General features: G+C 70.0%; 16 protein-coding genes. 5 read left to right on the forward strand and 11 right to left on the reverse strand.

Annotated elements, in window-relative coordinates; translation table 11 throughout:
* Nucleotides 1-36: 36 nt before the first annotated feature.
* The 9 genes from gshB to V5F63_RS01630 all read right to left on the reverse strand — a co-directional run bounded on the left by gshB (nucleotide 37) and on the right by V5F63_RS01630 (nucleotide 10385).
* Complete coding sequence (gshB, locus tag V5F63_RS01590; RefSeq protein ID WP_394101369.1) at nucleotides 37-981, reverse strand: glutathione synthase; 945 nt, start codon at nucleotides 979-981, stop codon at nucleotides 37-39.
* A gap of 79 nt (nucleotides 982-1060) precedes the next feature.
* Nucleotides 1061-1462, reverse strand: coding sequence for a YraN family protein (locus V5F63_RS01595; protein ID WP_394101370.1), 402 nt, complete (start codon nucleotides 1460-1462; stop codon nucleotides 1061-1063).
* Nucleotides 1455-2423: a 16S rRNA (cytidine(1402)-2'-O)-methyltransferase gene (gene rsmI, locus V5F63_RS01600; protein WP_209487416.1), complete on the reverse strand. Its 969-nt coding sequence runs from the start codon at nucleotides 2421-2423 to the stop codon at nucleotides 1455-1457. The genes V5F63_RS01595 and rsmI overlap by 8 nt, the downstream gene beginning before the upstream one ends.
* Nucleotides 2424-2477: 54 nt before the next feature.
* Complete coding sequence (gene hypF, locus V5F63_RS01605; RefSeq protein ID WP_394101371.1) at nucleotides 2478-4772, reverse strand: carbamoyltransferase HypF; 2295 nt, start codon at nucleotides 4770-4772, stop codon at nucleotides 2478-2480.
* Between the two features lie 21 nt (nucleotides 4773-4793).
* Nucleotides 4794-6251, reverse strand: coding sequence for a nickel-dependent hydrogenase large subunit (locus V5F63_RS01610; RefSeq protein ID WP_394101372.1), 1458 nt, complete (start codon nucleotides 6249-6251; stop codon nucleotides 4794-4796).
* Nucleotides 6248-7258: an NADH-quinone oxidoreductase subunit B family protein gene (locus V5F63_RS01615; protein ID WP_394101373.1), complete on the reverse strand. Its 1011-nt coding sequence runs from the start codon at nucleotides 7256-7258 to the stop codon at nucleotides 6248-6250. The genes V5F63_RS01610 and V5F63_RS01615 overlap by 4 nt, the downstream gene beginning before the upstream one ends.
* Entirely contained in the window at nucleotides 7255-8640 is a 1386-nt protein-coding gene (locus tag V5F63_RS01620; RefSeq protein ID WP_394101374.1) for a sensor histidine kinase, read from the reverse strand. The genes V5F63_RS01615 and V5F63_RS01620 overlap by 4 nt, the downstream gene beginning before the upstream one ends.
* Nucleotides 8641-8708: 68 nt before the next feature.
* Nucleotides 8709-9659 (reverse strand): hypothetical protein, encoded by a 951-nt coding sequence (locus tag V5F63_RS01625; RefSeq protein ID WP_209487420.1) that lies wholly within the window; start codon nucleotides 9657-9659, stop codon nucleotides 8709-8711.
* Nucleotides 9660-9770: 111 nt separating this feature from the next.
* Nucleotides 9771-10385: an alpha-ketoglutarate-dependent dioxygenase AlkB family protein gene (locus V5F63_RS01630; RefSeq protein ID WP_394101375.1), complete on the reverse strand. Its 615-nt coding sequence runs from the start codon at nucleotides 10383-10385 to the stop codon at nucleotides 9771-9773.
* A gap of 216 nt (nucleotides 10386-10601) precedes the next feature.
* On the opposite strand from V5F63_RS01630, the gene V5F63_RS01635 reads away from it, so the two are divergent.
* Nucleotides 10602-11117: a hypothetical protein gene (locus tag V5F63_RS01635; protein WP_394101376.1), complete on the forward strand. Its 516-nt coding sequence runs from the start codon at nucleotides 10602-10604 to the stop codon at nucleotides 11115-11117.
* 78 nt (nucleotides 11118-11195) lie between these two features.
* On the forward strand, nucleotides 11196-11579 hold the full coding sequence (locus V5F63_RS01640) for a VOC family protein (protein ID WP_209487423.1): 384 nt from the start codon (nucleotides 11196-11198) through the stop codon (nucleotides 11577-11579).
* Nucleotides 11580-11601: 22 nt separating this feature from the next.
* Here the strand turns inward: V5F63_RS01640 and pncA are convergent, their stop codons facing one another.
* On the reverse strand, nucleotides 11602-12264 hold the full coding sequence (gene pncA / locus V5F63_RS01645; RefSeq protein ID WP_394101377.1) for a bifunctional nicotinamidase/pyrazinamidase: 663 nt from the start codon (nucleotides 12262-12264) through the stop codon (nucleotides 11602-11604).
* Nucleotides 12265-12481: 217 nt separating this feature from the next.
* Between pncA and dnaK the strand changes: the two genes are divergently transcribed.
* The 3 genes from dnaK to dnaJ all read left to right on the forward strand — a co-directional run bounded on the left by dnaK (nucleotide 12482) and on the right by dnaJ (nucleotide 16051).
* Nucleotides 12482-14377: a molecular chaperone DnaK gene (dnaK, locus tag V5F63_RS01650; protein ID WP_209487425.1), complete on the forward strand. Its 1896-nt coding sequence runs from the start codon at nucleotides 12482-12484 to the stop codon at nucleotides 14375-14377.
* 83 nt (nucleotides 14378-14460) lie between these two features.
* Entirely contained in the window at nucleotides 14461-14904 is a 444-nt protein-coding gene (locus tag V5F63_RS01655; protein WP_394101378.1) for a hypothetical protein, read from the forward strand.
* A gap of 4 nt (nucleotides 14905-14908) precedes the next feature.
* Nucleotides 14909-16051, forward strand: a complete 1143-nt coding sequence (dnaJ, locus tag V5F63_RS01660) for a molecular chaperone DnaJ (protein WP_209490132.1) — start codon at nucleotides 14909-14911, stop codon at nucleotides 16049-16051.
* Between the two features lie 13 nt (nucleotides 16052-16064).
* Here dnaJ and V5F63_RS01665 read toward each other — a convergent pair whose 3' ends face one another.
* On the reverse strand, nucleotides 16065-17042 hold the full coding sequence (locus V5F63_RS01665) for an NAD-dependent epimerase/dehydratase family protein (RefSeq protein ID WP_394101379.1): 978 nt from the start codon (nucleotides 17040-17042) through the stop codon (nucleotides 16065-16067).
* Nucleotides 17043-17085 lie beyond the last annotated feature (43 nt).

Below are 17085 nucleotides of genomic sequence, written 5' to 3' on the forward strand. Positions count from 1 at the left end.
ATGGTGCCGCGTCGGTCCTGATGGGAAGGCGTGCGCTCAGGCCGCGCGGCGGGCCTCGATGCGGTCCCAGATCTGGGCCGCGATGTCCGGCCCGCCCAGCCGCTTGATGGCCCGCAGGCCGGTGGGGGAGGTGACGTTGATCTCGGTGAGGTTGCCGTCGATCACGTCGATGCCCACGAAGATGAGCCCCTTCCCGCGCAGGGAGGGGCCGATGCGGGCGCAGATTTCCAGCTCACGGTCGGTGAGGTCGGTGGGCTTCGCCGCGCCGCCGCGCACCATGTTGGACCTGAGGTCACCCTCGCTGGGCACGCGGTTCACCGCGCCCGCCGCCTCGCCGTCCACCAGGATAATGCGCTTGTCACCATGCTTCACCGCCGGCAGGAAGCGCTGGATCACCCACGGCTCGCGGAAGGTGGCGGAGAAGAGGTCGTAGAGCGAGCCGAAATTGAGGTCGTCGGCGGTGAGGCGAAACACGGCGGCGCCGCCATTGCCGTAGAGCGGCTTCATCACCACGTCGCCGAACTCGGCGCGGAAGGCCTTGATCTCGGTGAGGTCGCGCGAGATCAGGGTCGGCGGCATCAGGTCCGGAAATTCGGTGACGAAGATCTTCTCCGGCGCGTTGCGCACATGGGCCGGGTCGTTCACCACCAGCGTCTTCGGGTGGATGCGCTCCAGCAGGTGGGTCGCCGTGACATAGGCCATGTCGAAGGGCGGATCCTGGCGCATCAGCACCACATCCATCTCGGTGAGCGGAATGCGCTCGCGCGCGCCGAGGGTGAAGTGGGCGCCGGCCTCGTCCTTCACGGTGAGCGGCTCCACGGCGGCGAACACTTCGCCGTCGCGCATGGCCATGCGGTCGGGCGTGTAATGGAACAGCGCATGGCCGCGCTGCTGCGCCTCCAGCAGGAGGGCGAAGGTGGAATCGCCTTGAATATTGATGCTGGCAATGTGGTCCATCTGGACCGCGACCTTCAGGGCCATGGCAATCTCCCGCTGGCCTCTCAGGCCACGCTATCTGTCGGCTCTATCTATAGGCGGGCGGCGCCCGCCGCCACTCGGCTCACACGTCCATCTCGAAGGCGCCGGGCAGGTGCTCGGCCTCGCCTGTGCGGGCGAGGAGCACCGCGTCGAAGCGCATGTTGAGCGCGGACAGCTCGGGGTGTTCGGCGAGGTAGGCCTCCGCCGCCGCCGCGATGCGCCGCCGCTGGCGGGGCTGGAGGGAGAAGGCGGCGTCCGCGAGGCGCGCCCTGAGCTTCACCTCGCAGAAGACGAGGAGGTCGCCCTGCCGGGCGATGAGGTCGATCTCGCCCGCCTTGGTGCGCACCCGCCGGGCAAGCACAAGGAAGCCGTGGGCGCTGAGCAGCGTCGCGGCGCGCTCTTCCGCCGCGAGGCCGCGATCGTGGGCTGCACGGCGACGCAGCTTCCCCGCGTCCGGCGGAGGGCCGGCCGGGGCCTCAGGCATCCCCGCCCGGCTCCGGCTCCCCGGCACCCCGCGCCTGCGTGAGGGCGAGGGCACGGGCGTAGACGTCCCGCTTCGGCCGGCCGGTGGCGCCGGCGACGGCCGCGACCGCATCCTTCAGCGAGGCGTCCTTCAGGGCGCGCAACAGCGCTGTGTCGACGTCCGCGTCGCCGGCCGCCTCTTCCAGTGGCGGGCCGATGACGAGGACGATCTCGCCCTTGGGGTCTTCTGCGTCCGCATAGTGCGCGGCGAGGGCGGACAGATCGGCGCGCCGCACCTCCTCGAACGCCTTGGTGAGCTCGCGGCACACGGCGGCGCGGCGGGGGCCGAGCACCTCGGCAAGGTCCGCGAGGCTCTCGGCGAGGCGCGGGCCGGTCTCGTAGAAGACGAGCGTGCCCGGCACGGCGGCAAGCGCTGAGATGCGGTTGCGCCGCTGGCCGGCCTTGGGCGGCAGGAAGCCGTCGAACAGGAAGCAGTCGGTGGGCAGGCCCGCCGCCACCAGCGCGGCGAGGAGCGCGGAGGCTCCCGGCACCGGATACACGCGGAACCCCGCCTCGGCGGCCTCCACCACCAGCTTGAACCCGGGGTCCGACACCAGCGGCGTGCCGGCATCCGAAATGAGCACGACACGCTCGCCGGCGGCGAGGCGAGCGAGCAGCTTCGGCCGGGCGCTGGCGCCGTTGTGGTCGTGATAGGCCATGAGGTGGGTCTGGATGCCGTAGCGGTCGAGCAGCCGGCGGGAGATGCGGGTGTCCTCGCAGGCGATCACGTCGGCCGCCGCCAAGGTCTCCAGCGCGCGCACGGTCACGTCGGCGAGGTTGCCGATGGGCGTCGCGACCACGTGCAGGCCGGGCGCGAGGCCGGGGGCGGGCAGGGTTGAGCCGGCGAGGAGGAAGGTTTTCACGGCACCCGCGGCGCGGCCTTCGGGGCGGCTGTGCGGATGCGGACGATGGGGCGTGGTCATGGCCCCACCATAGTCCCGCCCGCGCCGGACGGGAACGGCCCCGCCTGCATGGCTTCACGCCATGTGTCGCGCCGCGGCGACGACCGCCTGCCCAAAGGCGAGGCCGCCGTCATTGGCTGGCACCTCGGCGGGGATGAGGGGGGTGAGGCCACGCGCGCCGAGCCGGGCGGCTGTCTCCTCCAGCAGGCGCGCGTTCTGGAACACGCCGCCGGACAGGGCGACGGCCCGGGTGCCGGCCTCCTCCGCCGCCCGCGCCGCGACCAAGACGAACGCTTCCGCCAGCCCGGCATGGAAGGCGGCGGACATTTCGGGGAACGGCCGTGCGGCGGCAAGGTCGGCGCGGAGGGCGCGCCAAAGCGGGGCGGGATCGATCTCGATGAGGTCGCCCTGCGTGCGGATGTCGAAGGGGTAGGGCGCGGCGTCCCCCGCCGCCACGGCTTCCAGCGCCATGGCCGCCTCGCCCTCGTGGGAGAGCCGGTCGGGCGCGAGGCCGAGGAGCGCCGCCACCGCATCGAACAGGCGTCCGGCGGAGGAGGCGAAGGGGGCGTTGAGGCCCTTGTCCATCATGGCGCGCAGGGTCGGCACCGGCTTTCCGGCGAACAGCGCGGCGAGGTGGGCATCGCCGTCCACCGCCGCGCGGCCGAATGCCCGGTCGAGATGGGCGAGCAACACGCGCCACGGCTCGCGGCTCGCCGCATCGCCTCCGGCGAGGGGGATCGGGGAGAGGCAGGCGATGCGGCGGCTTTCGCGATAATCGCAGAGCAGCACCTCGGCGCCCCACACGGTGCCGTCCTCGCCCAGTCCCAGCCCGTCGAGGGCGATGCCCACCACCTTGCCGTCGGCGCGCCGCCAGCCGTTCTCGGCCATGGCGGCGGCGATGTGGGCGTGATGATGCTGCACGCTTTCCAGCGGGAGCCCGCGCGCCTCGGCGAGGGCGGCGGCGAGGCGGCTGGCGCGGTAGTCCGGGTGGAGGTCCGCCGCGATCACCTGCGGCTTATGGGCGAAGAGGGCGGAATAATCGGCCAGCGCCGTCTCGAAGGCGTCGCCCGTGGCGGGCTCGTCGAGGTCGCCGAGGTGGTGGGAGAGGAGGGCGCGGGCGCCGTGGGTGAGGCAGAGCGCGCTTTTCAGTTCGCCGCCCATGGCGAGCACCGGCGGGGCGTCGGCGAAATCCTCCGGTAAGGCGAGAGGGAGCGGCGCGAGGCCCCGCCCGCGCCGCATCACGCGGAGCCTTCCGGCGGCGAAGCGCGCCACGCTGTCGTCGAGCCGGCGGGCGATGGGGCGGTCGTGCATGAGGAAGGCATCGACGATGCCGGCGAGGCCAGTTCGAGCTTCCTCATTCCGGAAGATCTGCGGCGCGCTGGAGCGGTTGCCGGAGGTCATCACCAGCGGGCAGCCGGTCGCCTTCAGCAGCAGATGGTGGAGCGGCGTATAGGGCAGCATGAGGCCGAGGTGGCTCTGGCCCGGCGCGAGGCCGGGGGCGAGACCGGCGTCCGGTCGCATCGGCAGCAGCAGAATGGGCGCGGCAGGAGCCTGAAGAGCAGCCTCCTCGTCCGGGTTGATGACACAGAGGCGATGGGCGGTGGCAAGGTCGGCCATCACCGCCAGAGGCTTGGTGGGGCGGTGCTTGCGGGTGCGCAGGAGCGCGACGGCCTCGGGGTTCGTGGCGTCGCAGGCGATGTGGAAGCCGCCGATGCCCTTCACTGCGAGAATGCCGCCCGCCCGCAACAGCTCGGCGGCATCGAGGATCGGATCGGATGACGCGATCTCCGCCCCCTCCCGTTCCAGCCACAGGCGTGGGCCGCAATCGGGGCAGGCGATGGGCTGGGCGTGGAAGCGCCGGTCCGCAGGGTTTTCATACTCCGCGCGACACGCAGGGCACATGGCGAAGCCGGCCATGGTGGTCGCCGGCCGGTCGTAGGGCAGGCCGGCGACGATGGAGAAGCGCGGGCCGCAATCGGTGCAATTGGTGAAGGCGTAGCGGAGCCGCCGTGCCTTCGGATCGGCGATCTCTGCAAGGCACGCCGGGCACGTCGCCACATCCGGCACAACGCCGATGGAGACCGTGCCGGCCCCGCTCTCCACGATCCGGAAGCCCGGCTCCGGCAAGGCGGCCGGATGGCGCTCCACCCGCTCGATGCGCGCCAGCGGCGGCGCCTCCGCTGTCAGGGCGGCAGCGAAGGCGTCGAGGCCCGCGCGCGGCCCGCCCGCATGGATCAGGACCCGCCCGCCGGCATTGGAGACGGTGCCGTCGAGGCCGAGGCGCAAAGCGAGGCGATAGACGAAGGGCCGGAAGCCCACGCCCTGCACGATGCCGGAAATCTCGATGATCTCGCCCGCGAACCCGTCCAATTCCGCCCCTTCCATGGCCGCTCAATGCACCGTGCAGACCATGCAGGGATCGAACGAGCGCACGATGTGCTGCACGGAAAGCGGCGTCTTCTCTCCTTGGCGCACCGGCGCGCCGACGAGGGCGGTCTCCAGCGGTCCCGGCTGGCCGGACGCGTCGCGGGGGGAGAAGTTCCAGGTGGTGGGGGCGATGATCTGGTAGCGGGCGATGCGCCCGCGCTCCACCACCATCCAGTGGCCGAGCGCCCCGCGCGCCGCCTCGGTGAGGCCGAAGCTGCGGCCTGCTTGAGGCAATGCGCCCTGCGCGCACCACGGCTCGCCGGGCCTGAGCGCCTTCACCCAGCCCTCCATGGCGATGAGCGTGCGCGCGGTCTCGATGAGCCGGCCGACGACGCGCGAGCGCACATTGGCGCCTTCCTTCGCCGCGAGATCGCGGGCGAGCTTCTGGCCGGCGATGACCTGCCGGGCGAAGGCGCCGGTCTCAAAGGGCAAGCCTGCGAGGCGCGGGGCCTTGCACCAGGTGTAGCCGGTCTCGTCCGCGCCGTCGGGAAAGGTCGAGCCCTCGAACGGATGGTGCGGCGCCTCCCGCCCCTCCATACGGGCGAAGGAATGATCCTCGGCGATGGCGGAGGGATCGACAGAGCCTAGGCGCCCCGCCGAAAAGGTGCCGCCGGCATAGAGCCGTCCCTCCTCCTGCGGATAGGCGCCGTAGGAGAGGAAGCGATCGTCGGCGCGGCCCAGTGCGGCAAGGTCGAGGTCTTCGGCGATGGTGAGGAACAGCCTGAAATCGCCGTCCGGCCCCGTGCGGCGCCAGATGTCCAACTCCTCGGCGTCGGCCAGCGCCGCGACGCGCTCCAGCGGGGCGCCGTAGAGCCGCGCCTCAAGGTCCGCTCGCACGGAGCCCAGCGTGGCCAAGAGGCGCATCTTGTCCCGCGCGTCCGCCCCCTTGGCGACACCGCCGGGCTGGAGCGCCAGCGTGTGCGGCCAGCGGCCGGCGAGGAGGCCCATGACGTGCAACAGTGTCGTGCGGGTGGCGAGGGCGTCGCGCACGCTCAGCCCATGCGACGCCTTGAACCGTCGCTCGGCCTCCGCGAACCAGGGCCGGTCGGAATAAGCCGCGCGGGCGAAGTCCGGCATGAAGAAGACGTGGAAATGGGTGAGGTGGTCGGCCACATTCTCGGTGGCGAGGATGAGGTTGGTGGCGACGCGCCCGTTGTCGGTGGGCACCACCCCCTCCAGAGCCGCCAGCGCCAGTGCCGCCGCATGGGATTGCGACACCGAGCAGATGCCGCAGATGCGCGGCGCGATGACGAGGGCGTCGCGCGGGTCGCGACCCTCCAGAATCCGCTCGAATCCGCGGAACAGGGGCGAGGAGACAAAGGCCTGCTTCACGGCCCCGTCCGCCACGTCGAGGCGCACCTCCAGGTCGCCCTCCACGCGGTTGAAGGGGCCGACCACCAGCCGTTTCGTGCCGTCGCTCATCGCTTCCTGATGTCCCGGACGGCGGGCGGTGTCACCACATGGTCACTCACCGCGTTGCGGCGCAGGCGCTCGGGCGTCGCCGCCTTGGCGAGGGAGGAGAGGGCGATGAACCAGGCCTTGGGCATGTCGGTGGGCAGGCCCACGGGGATGCCGCCGATCTTGGGTGTCTCGATGAAGGCGTGGCCCGGCTCCTCGAACTCGGGCGCGGTGCAGTTGATGCAGGCGTGGCCGCCGCGGGTGCAGGAGCCCTCGCCGTTCCACAGGCGGGTGTTGCAGTCCGCATGGGCCTGGGTGCCGAGGCAGCCGAGGTGCTCCATCATGCAGCCGAGGTCGCTCATCTTCTCGGCGCTGGCCTTGTACTCGTAATATTCGTTGCGGGGGCAGCCGTGGTGCACGAGGTGGTCGGCGTAGAAGCGCGGGCGGCCGTAGCTGTCGAGATCGCCGCCGTGCAGCAGGCCGGCCGAGAGCAGCATCAGCGTTTCCGTCACCCAGTTGGGATGGGTGGGGCAGCCGGCCACATTGATGACCGGCAGGCCGGCACGGGCGCGGAATTCGGCGCCCAGCGCGCCGCCGGGGCGACGCCCGTCATATTGCAGGCCGCAGGCGTCGGCCGGATTGACCCCGGCCGCCGTCACGCCGCCATAGGCCGCGCAGGTGCCCACCGCCACCACATGCTCGGCTACGCCCGCGAGCCGGCGCACCCATTCGATGGTCGGCGTGTCAGTGCCGGCGAGCATGTGGAAGCGACCGGTGCCGTTCGGGCCGCGCAGCAGCGCGCCCTCGATGCACAGGGCATCGAGCCGGATGGCGCCGGACAGCACCGCCTCGAACAGGGCGATGGCCTCGTCCCCGGTCTCCTCGGAGAGCGTGGGGTGCCACAGGAAGCGGATGTTGGCGGAGGCGAGCGTCGCGGCAAGGTCCGGCGCCTCGGCGCAGAGCAGCGACATGGTGCAGCCGCCGCAGCCGCCCGACTGCAGCCAGAGCACGGTAAAGGGGGCTGCTTTCATGGCGCCGCCGGCAGCACGAGGGAGAGGATGGCGCCGCCCTCCGGGTGGTTCCCGGCTTCGAGCCGCCCCTCGTGCTCCTCGGCGATGCGGTAGCAGATGGAGAGGCCGAGGCCGGTGCCCTTGCCCACCGGCTTGGTGGTGAAGAAGGGATCGAAGATGCGATCCATGAGCGCGTCGGGAATGCCCGGTCCGGTGTCGCGCACCCGCACCGCCACCTGCCGCCCGTCGGCCGTCTGGATCCGCTCTCCGGTGATCTCCAGCCGCCGGTCGGCGCGGCCTTCCATGGCGTCCACGGCATTCTGCACGAGGTTCATCATCACCTGATGGATATGGCCGGGATGCCCCACCGCCTCCAGCCCCTCGGGTACGGCGACGGTGATGGGCAGGTCCGGCATCTGGGATTTCGCCACCCAGTCCACCGCCGAGCGCACCACGCCGGCGAGGTCGAACACCTCCTGTGCCTCACGCCGGTCGGAGGAGAAGCGCCGCAGGTCCGCCACGATGTCGCGCACGCGCTCGGCCCCCTCCAGCATGCCGGAGAGGGTGGCGGGGATGTCGGACAGCGCCCGGTCGATGCGCAATTCGCCGCGCGCCTTGGCGAGCGCGGCGCCGTCCGCGCCGGCATGCACCTGATCGAGATAGGCGATCAGCCGCTCGGCATAGCGCTTCATCGCATGGGCGTTGCCATAGACGAAGGAGATGGGATTGTTCAGCTCATGGGCGACGCCGGCCACGAGGCGGCCGAGCGAGGCCATCTTTTCCGCATGGACCAATTGCTGCTGGGTGCGCTTGAGGTGCTCGTGGGCCTTGGCGAGGGCGCCGTAGGCGGCGCGCAGCTCGCCGATGGGGCGGCCCACCAGCACGATGCCCACCGCCCGCCCACGCGGATCGAACCTCAGCGCGCCATTCACGGCGATGGCGAGCGGCCCGTCGGGGGTCGCGAGGGTGAATTCCCGGTCGGCGATGCGCTGGCGCCGGGCGACGGTGGCGAGCACGTCTGCCGCGGTGGTCTCGGAGGAGGCATCGAGCAGATCGGACAGGGGGCGGCCGAGGAGGGCGTCGGCCCGCTGGCCGAAGGCGCGCTCGGCGGCGAGGTTCACCTGCTCCACCCGGCCGGAGAGGTCGCACGCCACCAGCACGTCGGTCATGGAGCCGAGGAGGCCGGCGATGAAGCCCTGCGCTTCTTCAAGCGCGGTGTTCTTGGCCTCCAGCTCCACCTGCTGGCGGACAAGCTCCGCATAGGTCTCGTCCATCTTGCGGATGACGGCGATCCACGCCTCGTCCGCGTCGATGGCGCCGAAGTCCGTGCCCGCGCGGGGCAGGGAAAGCGGGCTGTCGGGCAGCAGGTCGCTCGGCATATCCTGACGCCCGGACGTGGGCATGGGCGGTTCCCGGCGGAGAAAGGGACGGCAAGGGTAATCCCGCGGGCCGTCCCGGCGCAATGCAGGGGTCAGCGCGCCTCCACGCCGTCCCTGAGCGCGCGCAGGCGGTCATAGACATCCGGGAAGGCGTCGAGCTTGGTCACGCCCACCATGCGGATGTATGCGGTGGGTCCGAAGCGGATCCACTGCACCACCTTGATGGGCGCGCCGGTGCGGGCGTCGGCGCCGGTGGCCATCACCTCGAAGCCGGCCTGTCCGTTGATGCGCTGAGGCTCGGCGCGGTCGAGCTTGAGGTCCTTCACGCCGGGAATGGTGGACAGGGCGCGCAGGGCGAACTGGCGCCGCTCGTCGTCGCGCGGTGCGCCGCCGGCGATGGAGACGACGAACACCGGCTGGTCCGGGCCGTCCAGCGTATCCTTCGGTCCGTCGGTGAGCAGGAGCGTCGTGCCGCCCAGCGCCCGCACCGGCCGGAAGCCGGCGAGGTTGGTGACCGCGAAGGGCAGCGAGCCCGCCTGATCGGCCACGTTGCGGAAGGTGATGCTGGAGAGCGCCTCCCGTACCACCTTGTCAGGATAGGCGGCAGCGCCCGCCTCCGGCACCTGAACGGTGACGATGCCGGTGCCCCTCTCGCTGCCCACCAGCAGCACCCATTTGCGCACGCTCACCGGACCGGCGGTCTGCCGGCCGATCAGCAGGATCGCCTTGGCGCCCTTGAGGGGAAAGTCCTCCCGGTCTTCCAGCGTCACCCCGCGCGTGGTCAGGGCCTGCTCGCTGAAGCCGGTGACGAGCTGGTCATAGGCTTCGGCCGGCATGTCCACCACCAGGATGGAGGATTTCGTGGCATCGTCCTCGAACCCGGCGAACTGCTCGCTCTCCACCATGCCCGGCGGCGGCACCAGCCCGATGGCCGAGCCGCGCGGATACATCAATTCGACTGCGCCGGCCGGCACGGCGGGCGCTGCGGCGAGGAGAAGAGCGAAGGCGGCGGAAAGAAAGGCGGACGTGAAGGCGAGGCGCATCGAGGGCTCCGGCGGGACGCGGCCAAAGCGGGCCTTCGCCTGCGGGCCGGTCTGCCTGTGTCGGGCGTCAATCCGGCTTTTCTGTGAATGGCGTGGCGGAAAAGTGGCGGATCACGCGGCGGTGACGCGCCGAAGCGTAAGGTTGAAGCGCCCGCCCTCGTCCACGAGCCGGGACGTGCCGGGCAACAGGCGGTCGATGCCGTGGAAGGCGAGGCGGCTCGGCCCCGACAGCAGGAAAACGTCCCCCGACGCCAGATGGATGGAGCGCGTCGGCCCGCGCCGCGTCTCGCCACCCACCCGGAACACGGCGGTGTCGCCCAGCGAGACGGAGAGCACAGGTGCGGTGAAGTCCGCCTCGTCGCGGTCCTGATGCAGGCTCATGCGGGCCTCGGGCGCATAATAATTGATGAGGCAGGCCTCGGGCGGCGCGGCCTCCGGGGCGAGGCGATTCCACAGGTCCATCAGGCGCGGGGGCATGGCCGGCCACGGCCGCCGCGTCTCGGGATGAAAGCTCTGATAGCGGTAGCCGGCCACATCGGACACCCAGCCGAGCGGCCCGCAATTGCTCATGCGCACGGAGAAGGGCTGGCCGGAGCGGGGCATGGTGGGGGTGAAGAGGGGGGCTTCGGTGAGCACCGCGCGGATCTCGGCCAGCAGCGCCGCCTGCGCCGCCCGGTCGAGCGCCTCGCGGAACCACAGGGCGCCGGGCTGGAGTTCGAGCGGCATCGGCGCGCCCGCCAAAGATCCCGTCATCGGCTGGACGCTGTGATCTTGGCGAATTGAAGAGGACGCGGCAGCGGCATGGTGGCTTTCCCTTGTCCCGGCGCCGATTTTAACAAGGTAGTAACTATATATTTCATCTGAAGTTTCGGCCATATGCCGACAGATTCCACGCGGACGATGCCTTCCCGGTGCTGGGGTTCGGGAAGAGGAGTTGTCGTCATGCGCAATCATCTCCTGTCGATTGGTCTTGTCTCTCGCGGCGTCGCGCTGTCCGGCCTCGCCGCCGTCGCTTTCGTCCCGCTGGTCGTCGCTGGAAGCGTCGCGCCGGCCGTCGCCCAGACCACGGTGGCGGTGCCGGGCGGGTATGTCACGTTCACGCCGGTGCAGCGGCGCTACATCGAGAGTTATGTGGTGCGCCACCCGGTCCCGCCGGCCTATATCCCCGGCGGCTTCGTCGCCGAGGTGGGGGCGGTGGTGCCACCCGATGTCGACCTGCGCCGCTTCGGCGTCGCGCCGGAGCCCTATGGCCGCTACGGGCAGGCAGTGGCGCAGCCGGGCTATGGCCAGCAGGGCTACGATCCGGGCTTCGATGACGAGGACGGCTACCAGACGCTGGACGAGGCCGGATACGCGCCGGGGGCCGGCCTCTCCCAATACCGCTACGTCACGCTGCCGGGCAATGAGGCGGCGGTGGTGGAGCCGCGTTCGCGCCGGATCATCCTGATCGTGGAGTAAACCCCGCCCCGCGTGGCGGCGGCGCCGTGCCTCGGGCATAGTGCCGCCGGCCATCCGGCCGGTTCGAGGGAGGCGTTGATGGGCCCGCACGGGAAATTCTACTGGAACGAGCTTCTGACCGACGATGTGGAGAAGGCGCAGGCCTTCTATTCCGCGACGCTGGGCTGGACCTTCAGCGAGATGCCCACCGGGGGCGGCCACGCATATTACGTCGCAACCCTCGGCGGCGAGCCGGTGGCCGGGATGATGGACAAGACCGACATCCTGCCGCCCCAGGTGCCGCCCCATTGGTTCAGCTACATCAATGTGGACGACGTGACGGCGCGGGTGGAACTGCTGAAGGCGGCCGGCGGCCAGGTGCTGCGCGAGCCGTTCGAGATCCCCGGCATCGGCCGCATCGCCATCGTCAGCGACGCCACCGGCGCGCCCTTCGGTATCATGACCGCCGCCGAGCAGGGATGATCTGACACCGGGGCAGGCGGGCTCAGGCCAAAAGGTCCGCCGCCGCCAGCCTGCGGACCGCGACCCGCTCCATGTCGGCAAGGGCGGCCGCGAGCGAGCCGTCCACGTCGATGGACCGGCAGGCGTCCTCGATCACATAGGTGGTAAAGCCGTGCCGCGCGGCATCCACCGCCGACCACGACACGCAGAAGTCGAGGGCGAGGCCGGCGAGATACACCGTATCGATCCCCCGTTCGCGGAGGTATCCGGCGAGGCCGGTGGGAGTGGTGCGATCCGCCTCGTAGAAGGTGGAATAGCTGTCGATGGCCTTGTGGTGGCCCTTGCGCACCACCAGCTGCGCGTGCGGTACCTCCAGGCCCGGCGCGAAGGCGGCCCCCGGCGTGCCTTGCAGGCAATGGTCCGGCCACAGGATCTGGCGGCCGTAGGGCAGGTCGATCATGTCGTAGATCGCGCGCCCCGCATGGGTCGAGGCGAAGGAGATGTGGCCGCGCGGGTGCCAGTCCTGCGTCAGGATCACGTTGCGGAAGCCGGCGGCGAGCCGGTTGGCGAGGGGCACCACCTCATCACCGCCGGGGACCGCAAGGGCGCCGCCGGGCAGGAAGTCCACCTGCAGATCGACGAGGATGAGGGCGGCGCGCGGATCGACGCCGGGACCCGACCCGGCGGCTGGCTTCAAAGGGGCCATCCGTTTCCTCGCGCGGCTGTGAAAAATGGAGCGTGCCGCCTGCTACCATGCCTTGCGGGGCCAAATCACCCCCCCTATATGCGCCTCGATCGCCGTTTTCGCGGCGAACCCCAATTCTAAGTTTCAGGGGGCCGGCGGACCGGTCGCGGGAGGGGCTCGCGACGATCCACCTCGGGCGCCGCAAGGGCCCGGTCGGCCTGCCGGCAAGGAGAATCATATGGCCAAGATCATCGGTATCGACCTCGGCACCACCAATTCCTGCGTCGCGGTGATGGAGGGGTCCACCCCGAAAGTCATCGAGAACGCCGAGGGCGCGCGCACCACGCCCTCCATCGTCGCCTTCACGGAGGACGGCGAGCGTCTCGTCGGCCAGCCTGCCAAGCGGCAGAGCGTCACCAATCCCGAGCGCACCTTCTTCGCGGTGAAGCGCCTCATCGGCCGCCGCTATGACGACCCCACCGTCGCCAAGGACAAGAACCTTGTGCCCTACCAGATCGTGCGCGCCGACAACGGCGACGCCTGGGTGGAAGCCGACGGCAAGAAGTATTCCCCCTCGCAGATCTCCGCCTTCATCCTGCAGAAGATGAAGGAGACGGCCGAGTCGTTCCTGGGCGAGAAGGTGGAGAAGGCGGTTATCACCGTTCCCGCCTACTTCAACGACGCCCAGCGCCAGGCCACCAAGGACGCGGGCAAGATCGCCGGCCTCGAGGTGCTGCGCATCATCAACGAGCCTACCGCGGCGGCGCTAGCCTATGGCCTCGACAAGAAGTCGGCCGGCACCATCGCGGTCTATGACCTCGGCGGCGGCACCTTCGACGTGTCGGTGCTGGAGATCGGCGACGGCGTGTTCGAGGTGAAGTCCACCAATGGCGACACCTTCCTCGGCGGCGAGGATTTCGACATGCGCCTCGTCGGCTACCTCGCCGATGAGTTCAAGAAGGAGCAGGGCATCGACCTGCGCAACGACAAGCTCGCCCTCCAGCGGCTGAAGGAAGCCGCCGAGAAGGCCAAGATCGAGCTGTCGTCCGCGACGCAGACCGAGATCAACCTGCCCTTCATCACGGCGGATGCGACCGGCCCGAAGCACCTCACCATGAAGCTCACCCGCGCCAAGTTCGAGGCGCTGGTGGACGACCTCATCCAGCGGACCGTCGAGCCCTGCCGGCTCGCGCTGAAGGATGCCGGCCTCACCGCCGGGCAGATCGACGAGGTCGTCCTCGTCGGCGGCATGACCCGCATGCCCAAGGTGCAGGAAGTGGTGAAGCAGTTCTTCGGCAAGGAGCCCCACAAGGGCGTCAACCCGGACGAGGTGGTCGCCATCGGTGCTGCCATCCAGGCGGGCGTGCTCCAGGGCGACGTGAAGGACGTGCTGCTGCTCGACGTGACCCCGCTGTCGCTGGGCATCGAGACGCTGGGCGGCGTGTTCACCCGCCTCATCGACCGCAACACCACCATCCCCACCAAGAAGAGCCAGGTGTTCTCCACGGCTGAGGATGGCCAGACCGCGGTGACGATCCGCGTGTTCCAGGGCGAGCGCGAGATGGCGGCGGACAACAAGATCCTCGGCCAGTTCGACCTCATGGGCATTCCCCCGGCGCCCCGCGGCGTGCCGCAGGTGGAGGTGACCTTCGACATCGACGCCAACGGCATCGTGCAGGTCTCCGCCAAGGACAAGGGCACCGGCAAGGAGCAGCAGATCCGCATCCAGGCCTCGGGCGGCCTGAATGACGCCGACATCGAGAAGATGGTGAAGGACGCCGAGGCCCACGCGGCCGAGGACAAGAAGCGCCGGGCCCTGGTGGAAGCCAAGAACCACGCGGAAGCCCTCGTCCACTCCACCGAGAAGGCCGTCGCCGAGCATGGCGACAAGGTCGGCGCGGCGGAGAAGGGTGCCATCGAGGCGGCCCTCAATGACCTCAAGTCTTCGCTGGAAGGCGACGACGTGGAGGCCATCACCGCCAAGACCAACACCCTCGCCCAGGCCTCCCTCAAGCTCGGCGAGGCCATGTACGCGGCCCAGCAGCCGGGCGCGGAGGCGGGCGCCAAGCCGGCGGACGACGTGGTGGACGCCGAGTTCACCGAGGTCGACGACGACAAGAAGAAGTCGGCCTGATCCCTTCGCCCAGAGCGAAGGTGATGGCAATATGATGCCTGGCCCGGTTCCTTGCCGGGGCAGGCATCGCATCGGGTGGGACGATGAAGGGCGCGGCGAAGGTCATCATGGGCGCCGCAGCAGGCGCCCTTCTTGTTTCATCGGCGAGCGCGGACCAGCCGAGACGCCTGACGGCGCAATATCATTATGACCGGGCGATCACCGTGGAGATGGTGCTCCTCGACGCGATCCAGAACAACAAGCCGCGCCGTCTCCTAATATTGCACAACGCGCTGCTCGACGAGTTCGATGTGCTGCGCGGCAAGGCGGTGGTGGACGAGGGCGGCATCTTCTGCGGCGGGTTGATTGTGTCGCTGGCGGTGGTTGCCCTAGCCGCACATGAGCACGTCGCTAATCGCACCTCGCCGACAAGTATGGCCAACAGCGCCTGGATCAACTATCGGCAACAGATGGCGCGCTGCGAGCAAAGGCCCGATGTGGTTGTCGTAGAGCGGACGCTGCCGGAGAAATTGAGTGAGGTTTTCTGAGGTCATGGCCAAGCGCGACTATTACGAAACCCTCGGCTGCGATCGCGGCGCCGACGAGACGGTGCTGAAGGCCTCCTACCGCAAGCTCGCCATGAAGTGGCATCCCGATCGCAACCAGGGCGATGCGGAAGCCGAGGTGATGTTCAAGGAGGTCAACGAGGCCTACGAGGTCCTCAAAGACCCCCAGAAGCGGGCCGCCTATGACCGCTTCGGCCATGCCGCCTTCGAGAATGGCGGCGGCGGCCCCGGCTTCGGCAACGATTTCGCCTCCTCCTTCGCGGACATCTTCGACGACCTGTTCGGCGGCTCCATGGGCCGCGGGCGCGGCGGCGGGGGTGGCCAGCAGCGCGGTCGCGGCTCGGACCTGCGCTACAACATGGAGATCACCCTTGAGGAAGCGTTCGTCGGCAAGACGGCGCAGATCAAGATCCCCACCTCCGTAGCCTGCGAGGCCTGCAACGGCTCCGGCGCCAAGCCCGGCACCCAGCCGAAGGCCTGCCGCACCTGCGGCGGCGCCGGCAAGATCCGCCACGCGCAGGGCTTCTTCACCCTGGAGCGCACCTGCCCCACCTGCCAGGGCCGCGGCAGCGTCATCGAGGACCCGTGCGGCGCCTGCGCCGGCGCAGGGCGCGTGACGCGCGAGCGCACCCTCTCTGTGCAGATTCCGCCCGGCGTCGAGGACGGCACCCGCATCCGCCTCGGCGGCGAGGGCGAGGCCGGCGTGCGCGGCGGACCGGCGGGCGACCTCTACATCTTCCTCTCCATCGAGCCGCACGCCTTCTTCCAGCGGGAGGGGGCGGACCTTTATTGCCGCGTACCCATCTCCATGGTCACGGCGGCGCTCGGCGGCGCGGTCGAGGTGCCGACCATCGACGGTGACAAGACCAAGGTGAAAATTCCGGAGGGCACCCAGTCGCAGAAGCGCTTCCGCCTTTCCGGCAAGGGCATGCCCATCCTGCGCTCCCGCTCCTCCGGCGACATGTATGTGCAGGTGGTGGTGGAGACGCCGCAGAAGCTGACCAAGCGGCAGAGGGAGCTTCTCGCCGAATTCGACAAGGAAAGCTCCGGCGAGACCCATCCCGAATCCGCCGGCTTCTTCGCCAAGGTGAAGGAATTCTTCCAGGGCGCGGCCGGCGAGGGGGCGTGATCCCCGCCGGCGGTCAGCCCCTGCGGGCCGCGGCCATGCATTGGGCGATGCCGTCCGCATAGGGCGTCTTCGCGACGGGGCCGATGGCCCGTTCGAGGGCACTGCCGTCGAAGATGACCGGCTCGGTCATCAGATAGTGCATCTCCACGAGTTCGCGCATGAGCGGATCGAACAGGCCGGCGAGGCGCAGCATCGTCTTGCCCGCCACCATCAGCTTGGGCGGGCCTCCCGCCAGTGCGAAGGCCTGCCGGGCTACCTCCCGAACTGTAATGGTGCCCGCGCCCGCGAGATTGTAGGTGCGGCCGAAAGTGTCCTCCCGCCGCAACAATTCCCGTACCACCGGCCCCACATCCGGCACGAAGACGAACTCGTGTGGGGTGTCGATAGGCCCCACCACCCTCGCCCGGCGCCCCGCCGCCGCGGCGGTGAAGAGGTCGGCGAGGAAGCTGCGGTCCACGCCGGGTCCGTAGAAATCGGGCAGGCGCAGGATGGCGCCCTGAAGCGCGCCGCGCGCGTCGGCCTCCATCAGAATGTCCTCCTGCTCCTTGCGCATGCGACCCTTGAAGGTGTGTGGGTCGCGCGGATGGCTCTCGTCCACGCGCGGCGCCTGCGGCCGGCCGAAGGGATAGGCGGTGCCGATGAGCAGCACCCGCCGCACACCCTCCGCCTCGGCCGCCTCGACCACGGCCCGCATGAGGCGGGGGTGGAGGTGGAAGGCGTCATAGGGCACCCCCACCATGTGGACGAGCGTATCCATGCCCCGAACCGCCGCGCGGAGGCTTGCGGCATCGTCCGGGTTCCAGATGCGCTGGGTGGCGAGAGGACAGGCGCCGAAGGCGGTCGAGAGGCCGGCGGCGGAGCGCCCGACGACCGAGAACGGTGTGCCGGCCGCACTCAGGGCTTGGGAGATGCTGGCGCCGATGGCGCCGGTCGCGCCCAGCAGCGCAATTCTGGGGGCGCCGGCAACTTGCGGGAAAGCGGGAGAGGTCATTAGAGTGGCGTCCTGAACAATGTTCACTAAACATCGTTCATAA

The organism is Xanthobacter wiegelii (genome assembly GCF_043193855.2).
GTDB lineage: Bacteria > Pseudomonadota > Alphaproteobacteria > Rhizobiales > Xanthobacteraceae > Xanthobacter > Xanthobacter flavus_A.